This is a genomic window from Lactobacillus sp. 23-2, from assembly GCF_044902225.1.
In the GTDB taxonomy this organism is placed as follows: Bacteria; Bacillota; Bacilli; order Lactobacillales; family Lactobacillaceae; genus Lactobacillus; species Lactobacillus absianus.
Genome location: NZ_JAOQBX010000006.1, coordinates 1 through 15,549 on the forward strand (window position 1 = coordinate 1; position 15,549 = coordinate 15,549).

General features: G+C 47.5%; 26 protein-coding genes. 8 read left to right on the forward strand and 18 right to left on the reverse strand.

Translation table 11 applies throughout. The features are described from left to right. Nucleotides 1-515 (reverse strand): IS607 family transposase (locus OCH80_RS03450; RefSeq protein WP_404537916.1); only part of this gene is annotated, 515 nt, incomplete at its 3' end. Between the two features lie 81 nt (nucleotides 516-596). Between OCH80_RS03450 and OCH80_RS03455 the strand changes: the two genes are divergently transcribed. After that, a complete protein-coding gene (locus OCH80_RS03455) occupies nucleotides 597-764 on the forward strand; it encodes a hypothetical protein (protein ID WP_404537918.1) in 168 nt (55 codons plus the stop codon). A gap of 6 nt (nucleotides 765-770) precedes the next feature. Continuing rightward, nucleotides 771-1,115, forward strand: a complete 345-nt coding sequence (locus OCH80_RS03460; RefSeq protein WP_404537920.1) for a hypothetical protein — start codon at nucleotides 771-773, stop codon at nucleotides 1,113-1,115. 43 nt (nucleotides 1,116-1,158) lie between these two features. Here OCH80_RS03460 and OCH80_RS03465 read toward each other — a convergent pair whose 3' ends face one another. Next, nucleotides 1,159-1,779: an NUDIX hydrolase N-terminal domain-containing protein gene (locus tag OCH80_RS03465; protein ID WP_404537922.1), complete on the reverse strand. Its 621-nt coding sequence runs from the start codon at nucleotides 1,777-1,779 to the stop codon at nucleotides 1,159-1,161. 484 nt (nucleotides 1,780-2,263) lie between these two features. Beyond that, nucleotides 2,264-2,569, reverse strand: a complete 306-nt coding sequence (locus tag OCH80_RS03470) for a hypothetical protein (protein WP_404537924.1) — start codon at nucleotides 2,567-2,569, stop codon at nucleotides 2,264-2,266. A gap of 199 nt (nucleotides 2,570-2,768) precedes the next feature. On the opposite strand from OCH80_RS03470, the gene OCH80_RS03475 reads away from it, so the two are divergent. The 6 genes from OCH80_RS03475 (at nucleotide 2,769) to OCH80_RS03500 (ending at nucleotide 5,872) form a co-directional block, all read left to right on the forward strand. Beyond that, a complete protein-coding gene (locus OCH80_RS03475) occupies nucleotides 2,769-3,707 on the forward strand; it encodes a diacylglycerol/lipid kinase family protein (RefSeq protein ID WP_404537926.1) in 939 nt (312 codons plus the stop codon). A gap of 15 nt (nucleotides 3,708-3,722) precedes the next feature. Next, nucleotides 3,723-3,857 (forward strand): ATP-binding cassette domain-containing protein, encoded by a 135-nt coding sequence (locus OCH80_RS03480; protein WP_404537928.1) that lies wholly within the window; start codon nucleotides 3,723-3,725, stop codon nucleotides 3,855-3,857. Nucleotides 3,858-4,050: 193 nt separating this feature from the next. Further along, nucleotides 4,051-4,593: an RNA polymerase sigma factor gene (locus OCH80_RS03485; protein WP_404537930.1), complete on the forward strand. Its 543-nt coding sequence runs from the start codon at nucleotides 4,051-4,053 to the stop codon at nucleotides 4,591-4,593. Further along, complete coding sequence (locus tag OCH80_RS03490; protein ID WP_404537932.1) at nucleotides 4,593-5,036, forward strand: hypothetical protein; 444 nt, start codon at nucleotides 4,593-4,595, stop codon at nucleotides 5,034-5,036. The genes OCH80_RS03485 and OCH80_RS03490 overlap by 1 nt, the downstream gene beginning before the upstream one ends. 2 nt (nucleotides 5,037-5,038) lie before the next feature. Beyond that, a complete protein-coding gene (locus OCH80_RS03495; RefSeq protein WP_404537934.1) occupies nucleotides 5,039-5,533 on the forward strand; it encodes a hypothetical protein in 495 nt (164 codons plus the stop codon). A 261-nt stretch (nucleotides 5,534-5,794) separates the two neighbouring features. After that, a complete protein-coding gene (locus OCH80_RS03500; RefSeq protein ID WP_404538087.1) occupies nucleotides 5,795-5,872 on the forward strand; it encodes a hypothetical protein in 78 nt (25 codons plus the stop codon). Nucleotides 5,873-6,045: 173 nt separating this feature from the next. Here the strand turns inward: OCH80_RS03500 and rpsI are convergent, their stop codons facing one another. From rpsI to rplO, 15 genes are all read right to left on the reverse strand, one after another. Then, nucleotides 6,046-6,441, reverse strand: coding sequence for a 30S ribosomal protein S9 (gene rpsI / locus OCH80_RS03505; RefSeq protein WP_154546862.1), 396 nt, complete (start codon nucleotides 6,439-6,441; stop codon nucleotides 6,046-6,048). Nucleotides 6,442-6,453: 12 nt separating this feature from the next. Continuing rightward, a complete protein-coding gene (gene rplM, locus OCH80_RS03510) occupies nucleotides 6,454-6,897 on the reverse strand; it encodes a 50S ribosomal protein L13 (protein WP_154546861.1) in 444 nt (147 codons plus the stop codon). A 104-nt stretch (nucleotides 6,898-7,001) separates the two neighbouring features. Next, on the reverse strand, nucleotides 7,002-7,838 hold the full coding sequence (gene truA / locus OCH80_RS03515; RefSeq protein WP_206987757.1) for a tRNA pseudouridine(38-40) synthase TruA: 837 nt from the start codon (nucleotides 7,836-7,838) through the stop codon (nucleotides 7,002-7,004). Then, nucleotides 7,838-8,635 carry an energy-coupling factor transporter transmembrane component T family protein gene (locus OCH80_RS03520; protein WP_404537937.1) on the reverse strand — a complete coding sequence of 266 codons (798 nt, stop codon included), beginning with the start codon at nucleotides 8,633-8,635 and terminating at the stop codon, nucleotides 7,838-7,840. Before OCH80_RS03520 ends, truA begins: the two co-directional genes overlap by 1 nt. Beyond that, nucleotides 8,632-9,492 (reverse strand): energy-coupling factor transporter ATPase, encoded by an 861-nt coding sequence (locus tag OCH80_RS03525; protein WP_404537939.1) that lies wholly within the window; start codon nucleotides 9,490-9,492, stop codon nucleotides 8,632-8,634. Before OCH80_RS03525 ends, OCH80_RS03520 begins: the two co-directional genes overlap by 4 nt. Beyond that, nucleotides 9,468-10,325, reverse strand: coding sequence for an energy-coupling factor ABC transporter ATP-binding protein (locus tag OCH80_RS03530; protein WP_404537941.1), 858 nt, complete (start codon nucleotides 10,323-10,325; stop codon nucleotides 9,468-9,470). Before OCH80_RS03530 ends, OCH80_RS03525 begins: the two co-directional genes overlap by 25 nt. 192 nt (nucleotides 10,326-10,517) lie before the next feature. Beyond that, complete coding sequence (gene rplQ / locus OCH80_RS03535) at nucleotides 10,518-10,901, reverse strand: 50S ribosomal protein L17 (protein WP_154546856.1); 384 nt, start codon at nucleotides 10,899-10,901, stop codon at nucleotides 10,518-10,520. A 23-nt stretch (nucleotides 10,902-10,924) separates the two neighbouring features. After that, complete coding sequence (locus tag OCH80_RS03540) at nucleotides 10,925-11,863, reverse strand: DNA-directed RNA polymerase subunit alpha (protein ID WP_154546855.1); 939 nt, start codon at nucleotides 11,861-11,863, stop codon at nucleotides 10,925-10,927. Nucleotides 11,864-11,906: 43 nt separating this feature from the next. Then, nucleotides 11,907-12,296: a 30S ribosomal protein S11 gene (rpsK, locus tag OCH80_RS03545; protein ID WP_154546854.1), complete on the reverse strand. Its 390-nt coding sequence runs from the start codon at nucleotides 12,294-12,296 to the stop codon at nucleotides 11,907-11,909. Between the two features lie 27 nt (nucleotides 12,297-12,323). Beyond that, nucleotides 12,324-12,674, reverse strand: coding sequence for a 30S ribosomal protein S13 (rpsM, locus tag OCH80_RS03550; protein WP_154546853.1), 351 nt, complete (start codon nucleotides 12,672-12,674; stop codon nucleotides 12,324-12,326). A 26-nt stretch (nucleotides 12,675-12,700) separates the two neighbouring features. Next, nucleotides 12,701-12,817, reverse strand: coding sequence for a 50S ribosomal protein L36 (gene rpmJ / locus OCH80_RS03555; protein ID WP_002878160.1), 117 nt, complete (start codon nucleotides 12,815-12,817; stop codon nucleotides 12,701-12,703). Nucleotides 12,818-12,831: 14 nt separating this feature from the next. Then, a complete protein-coding gene (gene infA, locus OCH80_RS03560; RefSeq protein WP_002878178.1) occupies nucleotides 12,832-13,053 on the reverse strand; it encodes a translation initiation factor IF-1 in 222 nt (73 codons plus the stop codon). A 79-nt stretch (nucleotides 13,054-13,132) separates the two neighbouring features. Next, nucleotides 13,133-13,786, reverse strand: a complete 654-nt coding sequence (locus tag OCH80_RS03565; protein WP_154546852.1) for an adenylate kinase — start codon at nucleotides 13,784-13,786, stop codon at nucleotides 13,133-13,135. A gap of 13 nt (nucleotides 13,787-13,799) precedes the next feature. Continuing rightward, nucleotides 13,800-15,095: a preprotein translocase subunit SecY gene (gene secY / locus OCH80_RS03570; protein WP_302187755.1), complete on the reverse strand. Its 1,296-nt coding sequence runs from the start codon at nucleotides 15,093-15,095 to the stop codon at nucleotides 13,800-13,802. Then, entirely contained in the window at nucleotides 15,095-15,535 is a 441-nt protein-coding gene (gene rplO / locus OCH80_RS03575; protein WP_154546850.1) for a 50S ribosomal protein L15, read from the reverse strand. The genes secY and rplO overlap by 1 nt, the downstream gene beginning before the upstream one ends. Nucleotides 15,536-15,549 lie beyond the last annotated feature (14 nt).

A 15,549-nucleotide genomic window follows, 5' to 3' on the forward strand; every position in this document is an offset into this window, starting at 1 on the left:
CTCATCAGATCCTCAACCAGTTCTTGATCCGGACTGGTATCTGGATTGTTAAGAATTACGATCTCAGTTCCGTGTCTTTGACAGAAATCTTCAAACCAGTCAAAGCCAAAACGAGTGAAGCGGTCTTTGTACGTGATAAAGATTTTGGCAATTTTCTTGTCTTCCACGTCCTGCAGAAGCCTATTCCATTTAGGGCGGCGATAGTTAAGGCCACTCCCAATATCGCTGATTCGCTCATCGAGGATGACTCCTTTGGCGTTGCAGTACTGGGTAATAAAATCCATCTGATTTTTCAGATTGTTTTTCTGTCCTTGCGAAGAGACACGTGCATAGGCAACGTTCTTCCGCTGATCTGGTACTCCGAGAAGTCTGTTTAGCTGTTCTTCAGTATAGTAGCGTCTGTTGGCTACGTTTCTGAAAGCATGAAATCTTCCTTCACGATCCCAGCGCTGCAGCGTGCTTACTGAAACACCCAAGACTTTAGCAGCTTCATGGGGCTTGTAGACTTTAGACATAAAAAATAGACTCGTCCTTTCTATTAGGATAAGTCTATTATACCACCATCTAAATACGTTAGCACATTTTAGCTACGTATTTTGAGACTAGTAGTTAACACCTATATCCGCTCGCTTATTACCGACTATATGCATTTTTCACCCAGCCTGCTGAACCTGCTGCTGCTTCTCCTAGGCATGGCCTTCATCATCGGCAACAAGAGCGGCGGAGTATTGGCTGATCACGGAGGCATTCAGCCCTTGCCTTGAGTCTTTTTGCTGCAAACGCTGCTGCTCTTGATCCTTAATCCCCTGTTTAGATCTCCTTGGCTCGCTTTCGCGGCGGTCTTCCTGATCTGCGTCTGCAATGCCAGCTATGGTGCCTCTACCCAGGTCTACTTTCTGGATGCCGCGGCCAAGGATTATCCCCAGTCCATTGACCTGGCCTCCAGCTTCAACTCTATTTTCGCCAATGTTGGGATTTCTTTGGGCTCCTTCACTGCCGCCCGGGTGGCTGGCATCACGTCAATTGGCCAAACGCCATATTTTGGAGCAATCTTCTCCATTCTCGCCGTTGCCCTGATCTGGCTGGCCGCAAGAAAATCCCTGACTAAAAAATGAATTAATTGCAAAAAACGTTCACCGTACAAGTGAACGTTTTTTATCAGTCAAACAAGGTCTTCCAGTCGGGATCCCGGCGCGCCGCGAAGCACATCTTGATTTGATCAGTGGAGTTCTTGTTTTCTGCTACGTTTGGCAATTCATCTTCTCCAAACCAGCCCGCCTGGGTTGTTTCGATGTTTGCCTTAAATTCTCCGCCAAGCGGCTGGCACATGTAATAGATGTCGGCAATTCCATAAGGATGGATGGAACCGTGGTGCTTAAAATGGTCTTGGATGGCAATCACGCCCGTAACTTTGATATCCAAACCAGACTCTTCCTTGGCCTCTTTGACGGCATTGTCGGCCGGAGACTGGTCAACGTCGCACCAGCCGCCTGGAAGGGACCAGTGTCCCTCCTTCTCTTGCACCATCAAGATCTTGTCATCCTTGAAAATTGCCGCTCTAGTGGCGATTTTGGGCGTTTGATAGCCGATTTCATTGCAAAAGAGCCCTTTGACTTGCTCATAGTCAAGCCCACTCTTTGCGGCCAACATCTCGGCCGCGATCTCCCGGATCCGCTGGTAGCGCTCAGTATCAAAAACATCCTTTGAATAAGCCTCGCCGGTTTGGCCAATGGCCTGCAGCTCCATGGCCCAGTCGATCAGCTTGTCCCCTTTTTTCATTGAAAATCCCCCTTTTTCCACAAGTGCTAGTTTTATTTTAGCACGCCGGCTAGCAGCTTTTTCCACCTGTGGAAGAAGAAAAGCCCACAGGCATCAGAGTTGATGACTGTGAGCTTCAGCTTCAGCAAATGTAATGTTAGGTGTGTGCAGATTAGATCGAAAAGTTGTTTACGCGATAGCTGTGTCCTCCTGTATCTATAACATAAATAACAATCGACCAGATCCTGCCAAGCAATGCTGCTTCCCACGGACCATCCCTTGGCAGGGTCCGGTTTAATCTTAGAAACCCTTGCTTAGATTTCTAATTTGAGACTAATTATATTTTAATCGTACCAGATATGCAAGACTTATCAGCAATTTTTTTGAAGCAATTAGAAATCCATCACTAAATTGCATACAAAAATAGAAATAATAGACAAAAAAGGCACTAGTTTTCACTAGTGCCTTCAAATAAAAACAAAAAACTTTGTCTGTTGCAGAAAGGTTAATCGTCCTTGCCGCGATTCTTATAATTCAATTTGCGGTCTCGCAAATAGTCAGCAATCGTCGCGCCAATAAAGATCAAGTCAAAGGGACCTAAAAGAGCCAGTCCAGCGATCTTCAGCATGCTATAAGCAGCCGCATTGGTGCCGATGATAATCCCGATCGGGATCAACATGTTCCAATAGCCAATCCGGTAACGGAAAAAATCTTTAATCTTTTGTATTTTCGGTGCGAAAGGCGCGGTCAAAATAAAGCCCAGAAGCAATCCCGACGCGAAAACGCTGATCAGCAAACTATTTGGAACCATGATGCCACCTCAAAAATTTACTGGTAAATGCAACTTGAGCATCCAAGAGATACCAACATTTGGAATTATAGCTCCGTGCCTCTTCTGCTGCAAGAGCTCCATTTATAGCTGCCTGCCGCTTACCATTGCCGGCGCAATTGGCGTAAACTAGATAGTGCCAATTATTGGTTAAATCTATCGAAAAGGAAGAAGGCAGCGCATGTACTTTATCATCGCCAATCCCGCCGCCCAGTCAGGCCAGCAGGACAATCATCTCCTCCAGAAGCTGGAAAGCGCCCTGAAGGCCAGGCAGCAGCCATATTTTACCTGTTTCAACGCCCGGCCGGCTTATGTCAAGAAATTCATTAAGAGCATGGACCGGGGGACTGGCGAGATCAAGCTAGTAGCGATAGGCGGCGATGGAACAATCAACAGCGTTATCAACGCTATTGAGGACTTCAACCGGGTCAGCTTCGCCTTCCTGCCAATCGGTTCCAGCAACGACCTGGCCAGGGGACTGGGCATCAAAGACATCAACAAGGATCCCAGCCAGGAGGAGAATCTCCAAAAAATCGTGGCTGGCCAGGTCACCCGCAAAATTGACCTGGGAGAACTGACCTATGATCGCAGCGGACTAAGCAGGCGGTTCGCGGTCTCCTGCGGCTTGGGCTTTGACGCCGCGGTCTGTCATGAGGTCAACGAGTCCAAGTTCAAGAACTTTTTCAACCGGTTCAATCAGGGCAAGCTGACTTATGGGGCGATTGCCTTAAGAGAACTAGCCACAATTCCCTCCTGCAAGGCCAGAATCGTCTTAGATGACCAGCAGGTGATCCACATCAATAAGCTGATCTTCGCCGCCTGCATGAATACCCCTTATGAAGGAGGCGGCTTCAAATTTGCTCCAGATGCTTCCGCTGAAAATGGCTGCTTGAACCTGGCCGCGATTGGCGACTTGAATCTGCCACAAATGCTGCCAAAGTTTCCAGCAGCCTACTTGGGCAAGTACTACCAGTTTAAAGGCGTCCACCATGGCCCCTTCCATAAAATGCAGATTAAGCTGGACCAGCCCCTATGGGTGCACACGGACGGCGAAGTCGCCCGCAAGAGCAGCGAGGTCAGCGTGAAATGCCTGCCGCGGGTGCTTAAAATGCTTATTTAGAGGAGGAATACTTTTGTGGAAACTGGAGACTATGTTACTTTGACCGGCCCTCCCGACAGCGGCAAAAGCACGACTTTAAAGCTCATTGCGGGCTTAATTTCGCCAACCAGCGAAGCCAGCTGCGCGAGAATTAATACTCAGGTAAGCTGAGCGATTAGGTGATTTACCTGCCATCCCAATTTTTGAATATCTGGTCATGAAAATGCCCTGTAATTGTTAAGCATAGACGTTTAACGATTGCAGGGCATTTTTAATCTCGTGAACAAGCTTTTAGACTGAACCCTTTTTAACAGGGAAAATTCAGCAAAAATTTGGTCTATTTTTTGGAAAAAGTTGAAGACATTTGGCAACTATTTCCGTTATATTCAGTAGCAGGAGGAGGCGAAAGAAAATTAACGATCAAGAAAACCTGGCACGGCTTATAAAGCTTTACCAAAAGCTGGTATTTTCTCTTTGCTTAAAAATCACGCATGACTACTTTGCGGCTGACGGTCTGACCCAGGAAACCTTTTTAACTGCCTATCAAAAATGGAGTCAATTTGACGGGCAAAACGAAAAGGCCTGGCTCTGCCGGATCGCCAGCAATAAGGCAATTGACTATCTCAGAAAGCAAAAGCCTGCTGCGGATCTTGACCAAGTGGCTGAGCCAGCAGACAGGCAAACGCCCCTAGACCAGGTCTTGAACCAGGAGCTAATGGAGGAGCTCCAGGAGGCGGTTAAAAAGTTGCCAGACTCGCTTAAAGGCGATGCTGAGCTCTACTTTTTAATGGGGAAAAAGACCAAGGAAATTGCCAAAGAGCTTGAAAAACCGCTTAAAACCGTCCAGACTCATATTTACCGGGCAAGAGAACTATTAAAAAATCAGCTGGAAAGGAGGCAGCCCTGATGAAAGAGAGTCAACTAGAAAAAAAGGAAGAGAAAGATAATGAAAAACAAGCAGAATTCGCCTATCTGACTGATAGTGAATTGGCCGAGTTGATTAACGCAGCCGAAAGGGATTTAGTCGCGCCGCCCCCTGACCTGGCTGACCAGGTCCTGGCCCAGACTAAAGAAATCGAAACTGAAAAGATAAAAGAAAAAACAGCCAAGAAGACCATCAGCTTAGCCCGCTATCAGCGGATCAAAGTCCAGGTCATCGCCGCCTGTGCGGCCGCCTGCCTCTTGCTCTTAGCTGGGCAGTTCCTGCCAAAGAACTGGCAAAATAGCCTTGAATTTTTGGAATCAGACAAGATCTCGCAGATTGCCAAGCAAAATCAGTTCACTAAAAAGCTGAACAGCACCCGCATCGATCTGCCAGATGAAAAAGTAAAAACAGAAAGAAGTAAGTAACAATGCACTTTAGTCACCGTAAAAAAAGCGAAGTTTTAGAATTTTTCACCTCATTCATCCCCGGAGCCACTGAGATGTACATGGGCTTCATGAAGAGCGGCTTCAGCTTAATGCTGGTCTTCTTCACGGTCTTGATCATCCCAACCTTGATCAGCCTGCCCACCCTCTTCATGATCTTTGCCCTCTTGGTTTGGTTCTTTTCCTTCTTCCACGCCCGCAACCTGATTTCCTGCCCTGACGAGGAATTTGACAAGCAAGAAGACAAGTTCATCTGGGAAGAGCTTTTCCCAACCCTGACTCTCAACAAGCACGTCTTGACCTGGAGCGGGGCCTTCTTCATCCTGATGGGCCTTGACGCCATCCTTAATTCTGCTGGCGAAGACGGCCACTTTGGGGACTACTACAACGACACCGCCACCAACATTTTGGGTGCCATCATGGTCATCATCCTCGGCGTCTACTTGATCCGTCAAGCGAAAAAGCACGTCAAAAAATAATCAAGAAAACAAAATACGTTATAATAAATACATTGGATTAATTTCGGGTGAGGTTAAGAAGATGTATTTTATTATTGCCAATCCGGGCAAAACGACAACCTCATTATTAAAAAGCTAGAAGCAGCCTTAGAAGCAGCCCACAAGCCCTACTTTACCTGTTTTTCGGCTAGGCCCGGCTGTATCCGCAACTTCATCAAGTAATTTGAGCAAAAAGTAGAAGTCACCCTGGTTGCCGCTGGCGGAGATGGCACCATCAGCGGCGTGGTCAACGCAATTGAGGATTTTAGTAAAGTAAAATTCGCCTTCTTACCGATTGGGTCCATACCGATGGCGAGGTAACACGGAAGAACCAGACGGTAACGATTAGCTGTCTCCCCCACTGCTTAAAATTGATCATGTAAAAAGACTATTTCCCAGGAAATAGTCTTTTTTCTTGCTATTCAATTTTTTGCAACAAAAAAAGCACATTCCTTGCAGAACATGCTTTTTGAAGGCAAAACGCAATCGAAAGATTAACGCTTTGAGAATTGTGAAGCCTTGCGGGCCTTCTTCAGACCTGGCTTCTTTCTTTCCTTCATTCTTGGGTCACGAGTCAAGAAGCCAGCCTTCTTCAGTGGACCACGGAAGTCTGGGTCTACTTCGAGAAGGGCACGTGCGATACCATGACGGATCGCGCCGGCTTGACCTGAGAAACCACCACCATTAACGTTAACGATAACGTCGTATTGGCCTTCAGTTTCAGTCAGAGTCAAAGGTTGCTTAAGGTCCTTAACCAAGATTGGCAATGGAATGTAGTCAGCAACGTCCTTGTTGTTAACAGTGATCTTACCATCACCTGGTACTAAACGAACGCGAGCTACGGCGTCCTTACGACGACCAGTGCCTGCATATGCAGCTTGTTGTGCCATTTAAACTACCTCCTAGATTAAATCGTTAATGTCTAACTTTTCAGGCTTTTGTGCTTCGTGCTTGTGGTCTTCACCAGCGTATACGTGAAGCTTCAAGAATTCTTGGTGGCCAAGAGTGTTCTTTGGAAGCATGCCCTTAACTGACATTTCAACCAACTTAACAGGGTTGTTTGCAAGCAATTCGCCTGCTGACACAGCCTTCAGACCGCCACGCCATTCTGAGTGGTGGTAGTAGATCTTGTCAGTAGCCTTCTTACCGGTAAGCTTCAGCTTTGAAGCGTTAACGATGATGACGTTGTCACCAGTGTCAACGTTTGGGGTAAATTGAGCCTTGTTCTTACCTCTAAGAATGGTTGCTACGGCACTTGAAAGACGGCCCAATGCAACATCAGTAGCGTCGATCAGATACCACTTACGTTCAATTTCACTAGTTTTTGCTAATGGTGTAGTACGCAATTTAAATTCCTCCGTTTATTCGCAGTTTGAATACAATAAGATTACGGGGCCTATCGTGGACAAACATACTCTTATATCATATGACCTAAATATTGAAATGTCAATTAAAAATCAAGGTCCAGCCGATATTTTCTTGGAACCTCGTCATAAAAGACATGGTATAGGTACAGGCCGCTGGCCTGCGCGGTTTGTTGGACTTCCAACCGGTTCTTGGCCGCAATCACCCGTACCAGGTCATGTACAGGCCGGCGGCCGTTGCCGATTTCCAGCAGGGCTGCCACCAAGATGCGTACCATATTATACAGGAATCCGGTCGCGATGAAATCAAAAATTATCTCATTTTCTTTTTCGTCGTATTGGACATTCACGTAGTACATGTCCCGGACCTTGTCCTCGATCTGCCCGCCACTGGCCGCGAAACTGGTAAAGTCATGGCGCCCCAGCAGGTCCTTGGCTGCTTCCTGCATCCGCTGCAAGTCTACTTTGTAAGGGTAATGGCCTGTGTAAAAGCGCTTGAAGGGATTGACAAACCGGTCCAGCGACACCCGGTAGCGGTACCACTTGCCCTTAACCGAGAAGCGGGCATGGAAGTCCTGGTCCACAATCTCGCACTCAGTGAAAACCATGTCCATTGGCAATTGGGAATTCAGCGCCTTGATCATGTTCTGCGGGGGAATTTTATTTCCCGGGTAATCAAAGTGAATTACCTGCCCGACCGAATGGACTCCGGCATCGGTTCTGCCCGATCCATAGACCGTAACCTCTTTGCCCTTGGTCATCCGTTTGAGAATTTCTTCAACCGTCCCTTGAATCGTCCGCTGATTGGGCTGGGACTGGAAGCCATGAAAAAGGTGACCGTCGTAGGTCAATTTCAGCTTATACCTGGTCGTCTGCACTTGTTCTTGCTTGTTCTTGCTATCTTTATTCGAACTATTCGTCATCAGTGGATTCTCACAATCACCATTAAGGCCGTCAAAATTACACAGTATGCCAAAGGCACCAAGTCTGCCTTGGACCACTTCAGAACCCGGTAGCGGCTTCTGCCTTCGCTGCCCTTATAGCCGCGCGACTCCATCGCCGTAGACAGATCCAGAGCTACTTCCAGAGAATCGATGAACAGCGGCACCAGCATTGGAACGACCGACTTGGCCCTTTGCACCAAATTGCCGTCGTTAAAGTCGGCTCCCCGCGATCTCTGGGCATTCATGATCTTCATGGTCTGGTCAAACAAAGTTGGCACAAATCTCAAGGCGATCGAGATCACCAAGCTGATCATGCCCACGTTGACCTTGAACAGCTTGAGCGGGGCCATGATCCACTCCATCGCGTCCGCGATTTCCAGTGGCTTGGTCGTGACCGTCATCACCGTTGAAACGACAATGATCAAGGTAAAGCGGATAAAGACATACAGGCCGTTGATCAGACCTTCGCTTGAGATGGCAAAGACCCACCAATGCCAGTAGATCTTGCCGCCAGCCATGAAAAAGGTCTGCAAAAGCGAGGTAAAGATGATCAGCCAGATCATTGGCTTGACCCCATCCCAGAAGACCTTGGGCTTCAAGCCCGTGGCGACAACCGTCATCAGACCAAAGACCGTGATGACCAGATAGCTTTGCCAGTTATTGGCCAAAAAGATCATCAAGATGAAGTAAAAAGTCACCAGCATCTTGGCCCGGGGATCAACCTTGTACATGAAGCTGGTCCCTGGCAGGTAGCGGCCGATAATTATCTTGCTCATTCTGCTGCCTCCTTCACCCGCTGGGCAATCGCATCCGCCAATTCCGTCATCGTCAAGGGGTTGCCCGCCAATTTGCAGCCAGAAGCCGCCAATTTGGCCGCGAAGCGGCTTGGGTGCGGTTCATCAAGGTGATGGTGCTTAAGCCAGTCACGGTCCTTAAAAACGGCCTGTGGAGTGTCATGGGCAATCAGCTTGCCATGCTCCATCACCAGCACGTCATCGGCGTAATCGGCCACGTCATCCATGTTGTGGGTGACCAAGATTACGGTATGCCCCTGCTTTTGGTAGTCCTTAAACAGCCGCATCATTTCAATGCGACCCTTGGGATCCAAGCCGGCCGCGGGCTCATCCAGACAGATGATGTCGGGCTCATAGGCCATGACGCCCGCAATCGCGACCCGGCGCATCTGCCCACCCGAAAGGTCAAATGGCGACTTCTCGGCCACATCTTCAGGCAGTCCGACTTGCTTGAGCCACTTTCTAGCCACCCGCTCAGCTTCTTCAGCTGAAAAGCCGAAATTCTTAGGCCCAAATTCAACATCGCTCAACACGGTGTTCTCAAACAACTGGGCTTCTGGAAACTGAAAGACCAGGCTGACCTTGCGGCGCAGCCCCTTCAGCCCCTTGTTGCCAGTCTCTGGCGTAATCTCATAGCCCGCAATGGAAATTTTCCCATTGCTGGGCTTGAGCAGAGCATTAAAGTGCTGCATTAAGGTGGACTTTCCGCTCCCGGTATGGCCAATCAAGGCAATAAAATCACCTTCACGCAAGGTGAAGTTCACATCGTCCAGCCCCAGGGACTCCAAAGGCGAGCCGGGGTTGTAGACATAGCTTACATTTTCGAATTTAATTGACATATTTCTTGAACCAACTCGTCTTCTTTGTCAGCGTCCCGCGGCAGGTCAATTCCCCGCTCATGCAGGAGCTGCTTTAACCTAAAAGTGAACGGAATATCCAGGCCAATCCGCTCCAAGAGGTCAACCTGGGCAAAAATATGCTCTGGCGTCCCCTGATCAATCAGCTTGCCGTCATCCATGACCAGGACTTGGTCAGCTAAAGAGGCCTCATCGATATCATGGGTAATGGAAATCACCGTCAAATCGTTTTCGTCCTTGATCCGCTTGACCAAATCCAGGATCTGCTGCTTGCCTTCCGGGTCCAGCATGGAGGTCGCTTCATCCAAAATAATAACCTTGGGCTTGATGGCTAAGATGCCAGCGATCGCTACGCGCTGTTTCTGCCCCCCTGAGAGGTTGCTGGGCTCTGCTCCGGCATAATCAGCCATGCCAACGTCAGAAACCGCCTGAGCGACGATTTTGACCATTTCTGACCGGGGCGTTGCTCGGTTTTCCAAGCCAAAGGCCACGTCATCAGCCACGGTCGCCCCGACAAACTGGTTGTCAGGGTTCTGAAAGACGATCCCAACCTGTTCGCGCACGTCCCAGACCGTTTCCTGGGCCAGCTTGATCCCATCAACGACGATCTTGGACCGGTCCATGTCGTCTGGTGCTAAAAGCCCGTTGATCAATTTCGACACTGTAGACTTGCCCGAGCCATTGTGGCCAATCAAAGCCGTCCAGGCCCCCTTCTTGATCGCAAAGCTGAGGTCATCGACAGCCGGGCGCGGCGCGTCTGGATAGGTAAAAGTTACGTGTTCAAAAGCAATAATGTTGTCTTTCTCTGCACTCATGATGTCACCACCTGTATTTATAACGTTTACCCTCCATTGTATAAAAAAAGCAAAAAAAAATCATCCATGAAGAGGGATGATATTGAACCATCTAAGCTAGACTAAGGCCGAAGCCCATCATCATCGCGCTTATTCTCACTTTCATGAATAATTCTTAAAAAGTATTAAGTTTGGCAGTTATGTTTAACTAAATTAAACCAATTCCAAAACTACCATTGGAGCTGCGTCACCCTTGCGTGGCATAGCCAGCTTCAAGATACGGGTGTAACCACCGTTGCGGTCCTTGTAGCGAGGAGCAACATCAGTGAAGAGCTTTTGAAGAGCTGACTTAACAACTACTTCGTCGCCTTCTTCGTGGATATCAGCGATTTCGTTGCGTACGAATGCAGCAGCCTTTCTTCTAGCAGCCAGGTCACCGCGCTTGCCCAAAGTGATCATCTTTTCTGCAGTGCGACGTACTTCCTTAGCGCGAGCTTCGGTAGTGACGATGCGTTCGTTGATAATCAATTGGGTAGTCATTTCACGGAGCATAGCTTTTCTTTGACTACTGTCCCAACCTAATTTACGGTATGACATTAATTGTGCCTCCTTATTACAGACTAGTCTTCTTGACGAAGTGAAAGACCCAGGTCTGCTAATTTATTCTTAACTTCTTCCAATGATTTACGTCCCAAGTTACGTACGCGCATCATTTCTGCCTCTGACTTGCTGGTCAGGTCTTGCAGAGTGTTAATGCCGGCACGCTTCAAGCAGTTGTAAGAACGAACTGAGAGGTCGAGATCTTCGATCGTCATCTCGAGCTTCTTTTCCTTTTGGTCGTTCTCTTGTTCAACCATAACTTCGCCAATTTCTGAAGCAGCATCAGCTGATTCAAAGGCCTTGAAGTGTTCTACAAGGACACGAGCGGCAAAGTTGAGGGCGTCATTCGGAGCGATTGAACCATTTGTCCAAATTTCAAGAGTAAGCTTGTCAAAGTCTTCTCTCTTGCCAACCCGAGTTGATTCAACTTGGTAGTTGACCTTGTCGATTGGTGAGAAGAGTGAGTCAACTGCAATGTCGCCGATTGACATGTCAGCAGTCTTGTTTTCACTTGCTGGAACGTAACCACGGCCGTTGCGCACGTCAATCCACATGTGCAGGTGGCCACCTTGAGCAATGGTACAAATGTATTGGTCCGGATTGAGAACGTCGACATCGGCGTCAGCCTTCAAATCCTCAGCAGTTACCGTTGCTGGACCTTCAACGTCAAGTTCGATCGTCTTGGTTTCATCAGTGTGAGCCTTCAATTCAAGCTTCTTCAGATTCAAGATGATCTTGGTTACGTCTTCCTTTACGCCAGGAACAGTAGTGAATTCGTGTAAAACACCATCAATCTTGACCTTCACTAAACCAGTCCCAGGAACAGAGGTCAACAAAACGCGACGGAGGGAATTCCCCAAAGTTGTACCGAACCCACGCTCCAGCGGTTCAACAACAAACTTACCGTAACTGTCTTCTTGATCCACGACGGTAATATTTGGCTTTTTAAATTCAATCATTACTGGGCCCCTTTCAAAACGCACGTCTCAAAGTAAGATTTTATTAAACACGACGACGCTTTGGTGGTCTAGAACCGTTGTGAGGAACTGGAGTAACGTCACGGATAGCAGTGATTTCCAGACCAGCGGCTTGCAGAGCACGGATTGCTGATTCACGACCAGAACCTGGACCCTTAACTGATACTTCTACGTGGTGCATGCCTTGAGCGATTGCGTTCTTAGCAGCAGCTTCAGCAGCCATTTGAGCTGCGAATGGAGTAGACTTACGGCTACCCTTGAAGCCCAAAGCACCAGCTGAAGACCAGGCAACGGCGTTACCTTGAACGTCAGTAATCATAACTAAAGTGTTGTTAAACGTTGAGTGAATGTGAGCAACGCCAGTTTCGACGTTCTTCTTCACGCGACGCTTACGAGCAGTTTTCTTTGCAGGCATCTATAAACCTCCTTATAGTAATTTTAATTAACGGCTCTTCTTGGAACCCTTGCGAGTACGTGCGTTGTTCTTAGTGTTTTGACCGCGAACAGGAAGACCACGACGGTGACGGATGCCACGGTATGAGCCAATATCAACAAGACGCTTGATGTTCATGTTGATTTCACGACGCAAGTCACCTTCAACACGGTACTTGTCTACTTCAGTACGCAGCTTTTCTTGTTGTTCTGGAGTAAGGTCCTTAGTCCGGACGTCTTCAGATACGCCTGCGTTTTCGCAAATTTCCTTTGCAGTGTGGTCGCCGATACCGAAAATGTAAGTCAGAGCGACAACGATTCTTTTATCTCTTGGTAAGTCAACACCAGCGATACGTGCCATTAGATGCACCTCCTATATCTTGAAAATTAACCTTGACGTTGCTTGTGCTTTGGATTTGCAGGGCAAATAACCATAACACGACCATGTCTCTTAATAACCTTGCAATGTTCGCACATTGGTTTAACAGATGGTCTAACCTTCATGTTTGCCTCCGTTATTATTTAATAAAACGATACGTAATTCTACCTTTAGTCAGGTCGTATGGAGAAAGCTCCACAGTTACCCGGTCCCCAGGCAGAATCCGGATGTAGTGCATCCGGATCTTGCCTGAAACATGGGCCAGAATCGTGGCGCCATTTTCCAATTCGACCTTAAACATAGCATTAGGTAAGGTATCAACTACCTTACCTTCTACTTCAATGACATCATCTTTTGCCAAAGTTGCCCCTCCGCAATCAAAACAGTCATACTTCGAAATTATAACACGTTCGAAAAAATTTGCAAACTAACTACGCAGCTTAGTTCTTTGAGAGAACCTCGTCGATGTCTGCAAATACTTTTTCAGGTGCTTGCTCACCATTAACAGTGTAAAGCAAGCCCTTCTTGTCATAGAACTCCTTCAATGGAGCGTTCATCTTTTCGTTAACTTCCAGCCGGTTCTTAACAACTTCAGGCTTGTCGTCTTCACGTTGATAGAACTCGTGACCACCACAGCGATCGCAGGTACCTTCGACCTTAGGCTTCTTTGAAAACTTATTGTAAGTTGCGCCACAATTCTTGCACATGAACCGGGCAGATAAACGATCGATTAAAGTTTCTTCCTTGACATCAATTGAAATGACGTTAGTCAAAGGCTTGTTCAAGCGAGCAGTAATCTCTTCAAGGAGCTCTGCCTGCTTGGTCGTTCTTGGGAAGCCGTCAAGAATGAAACCATTCTTAGTGTCGTCTTGACCAAGACGTTCTTCAACAAGCTTTGCGGTAACTTCGTCTGGAACCAAATTGCCTTTGTCGATGTAAGACTTGGCTTCCAAGCCTACTGGAGTCTTGTTGGCCATCGCCTCTCTAAACATATCACCTGTGGAAATGTGCGCAATGTGATACTTGTCAACAATTTGTTCAGAAGCAGTACCCTTGCCTGCACCTGGCAGACCGAGAAGAATTAAATTAATCATTTTTATTTTTCACCTATCTAATAAAACCGGTATATTCACGTTTCATCAACAAACCGTCGATTTGGCGTGACAATTCCAGAACGACCCCGACAACGATCAACAGGCTGGTCCCACCTAAGCCAATTGAACTTGGCAGGTCCCAGATGTTGGTAGCAAGCTGTGGAAGCAAAGCTACCAAACCCAGATAGACGGACCCAACTGTTGAAAGCTTGAGCAGCATCTGTGACATATATTTCTCAGTGTCCTTGCCTGGCCACACGCTAGGAATATATGCACCCTGTTTAGTTAAGTTTTCTGCTAGCTTCTCAGGATTTACCTGAACGAAGGCGTAGAAGAAAGTAAATAAGATAATGAGAAGGGTGTAGATGATTGCACCCGGAGTCGTCTGCAAGCTAAAGATAGTCGATAAGACGTGGTACCAATTGGCATCACCGTACTTGCCTTGGAAAGCCATCAGAATCGTGGCTGGCGTAACGATGAATGAACTGGCGAAGATAACTGGAATAACGCCAGAGACGTTAACCTTTAATGGTAGAAAACTTTCTGATCCGCTTTTCGTCGCTCTTCTCGTATATTGAATCGGAATCCGACGATCAGCTTGTTCAACCCAGGTAACGAATTTCGTTACCAATAAAATTGCGACAATAAGCGCAACGAAGAACGCAATCCCTTGCCAGCGATCACTCGCTGAGTTATTGATTACTTGGTCTTTCCAGACTTCGTAAAGTCCGCCTGGCAGACGAGCAATAATCCCCGCGAAGATAATCACTGAAACGCCATTGCCTAAGCCTTTATCAGTGATTTCATCGCCAAGCCAAGTCAACAGGAAAGTCCCGGCCGTCATGATAATCCCGATTTCAACATAGGTTTGCCAGTTTTGGGTCTTAACGAGCCCGAAACTAGACAGGGCGTTAAAGCCCAAGGTAATCCCGACACTTTGCACAAAGGCAACCACCAGGGTCAGGTAGCGGGTGACCTGGTTGGTCTTCCGCCGGCCGACTTCCCCTTGCTTGCCCCATTCAACCAGCGTCGGCACAATGTCCATTTGCAGCAGTTGAATGACGATTTGCGCGGTGATGTATGGCGAAACCCCCAATGAGAAGATTGAGTAGTTGTCCAAGCCACCACCAGAAACAGTATCAAGTACTGAAACAAGCCCCGTGTTGGCGACTTGCGTCAATGATTTGGCATTTATCCCCGGTACGGTGATGTTGGCACCGATGCGGTAAAGTACAAGGATAAACAAAGTATAGAAAAGCTTATTTCTAATTTCCTTATCCTTGAAGGCGTTCTTCAAGGTTGAAAACATTAGATCACCTCTACAGTGCCGCCAGCTGCTTCAATAGCCTTCTTAGCAGCTTCTGAAACCTTGTTAACCTTTACAGTCAACTTAACGTTCAATTCGCCCTTGCCCAGAACCTTAACGCCGGACAATTGCTTCTTAACCAAGCCCTTTTCCTTAAGAGCAGCAAAGTCAACTACGCTGCCTTCTTCGAACTTGTTCAAGTCTGCAAGGTTTACAACAGCGTATTCCTTGCGGTTGATGTTCTTGAAACCACGCTTAGGCATAGTTCTGAACAGTGGCATTTGACCACCTTCAAAGCCCAAGCGAGTGTTGCCACCTGAACGAGCGTGTTGACCCTTTTGACCACGACCTGAAGTCTTACCGAAGCCACTTGAAGTACCACGGCCGACACGCTTTCTAGCGCGACGTGAACCTTCGGATGGGTGTAATTCATTAAGTTTCATTAAATTGGACCCTC

Coding starts and splice junctions, on each gene's coding strand:
- OCH80_RS03465 (WP_404537922.1), bottom strand. CDS start 1,779: ATGAAAAAAGGGGACAAGCTGATCGACTGGGCCATGGAGCTGCAGGCC.
- OCH80_RS03470 (WP_404537924.1), bottom strand. CDS start 2,569: ATGGTTCCAAATAGTTTGCTGATCAGCGTTTTCGCGTCGGGATTGCTT.
- OCH80_RS03475 (WP_404537926.1), top strand. CDS start 2,769: ATGTACTTTATCATCGCCAATCCCGCCGCCCAGTCAGGCCAGCAGGAC.
- OCH80_RS03490 (WP_404537932.1), top strand. CDS start 4,593: ATGAAAGAGAGTCAACTAGAAAAAAAGGAAGAGAAAGATAATGAAAAA.
- OCH80_RS03495 (WP_404537934.1), top strand. CDS start 5,039: ATGCACTTTAGTCACCGTAAAAAAAGCGAAGTTTTAGAATTTTTCACC.
- rpsI (WP_154546862.1), bottom strand. CDS start 6,441: ATGGCACAACAAGCTGCATATGCAGGCACTGGTCGTCGTAAGGACGCC.
- truA (WP_206987757.1), bottom strand. CDS start 7,838: ATGACGAATAGTTCGAATAAAGATAGCAAGAACAAGCAAGAACAAGTG.
- OCH80_RS03520 (WP_404537937.1), bottom strand. CDS start 8,635: ATGAGCAAGATAATTATCGGCCGCTACCTGCCAGGGACCAGCTTCATG.
- OCH80_RS03525 (WP_404537939.1), bottom strand. CDS start 9,492: ATGTCAATTAAATTCGAAAATGTAAGCTATGTCTACAACCCCGGCTCG.
- OCH80_RS03530 (WP_404537941.1), bottom strand. CDS start 10,325: ATGAGTGCAGAGAAAGACAACATTATTGCTTTTGAACACGTAACTTTT.
- rplQ (WP_154546856.1), bottom strand. CDS start 10,901: ATGTCATACCGTAAATTAGGTTGGGACAGTAGTCAAAGAAAAGCTATG.
- OCH80_RS03540 (WP_154546855.1), bottom strand. CDS start 11,863: ATGATTGAATTTAAAAAGCCAAATATTACCGTCGTGGATCAAGAAGAC.
- rpsK (WP_154546854.1), bottom strand. CDS start 12,296: ATGCCTGCAAAGAAAACTGCTCGTAAGCGTCGCGTGAAGAAGAACGTC.
- rpsM (WP_154546853.1), bottom strand. CDS start 12,674: ATGGCACGTATCGCTGGTGTTGACTTACCAAGAGATAAAAGAATCGTT.
- rpmJ (WP_002878160.1), bottom strand. CDS start 12,817: ATGAAGGTTAGACCATCTGTTAAACCAATGTGCGAACATTGCAAGGTT.
- OCH80_RS03565 (WP_154546852.1), bottom strand. CDS start 13,786: ATGATTAATTTAATTCTTCTCGGTCTGCCAGGTGCAGGCAAGGGTACT.
- secY (WP_302187755.1), bottom strand. CDS start 15,095: ATGTTTTCAACCTTGAAGAACGCCTTCAAGGATAAGGAAATTAGAAAT.
- rplO (WP_154546850.1), bottom strand. CDS start 15,535: ATGAAACTTAATGAATTACACCCATCCGAAGGTTCACGTCGCGCTAGA.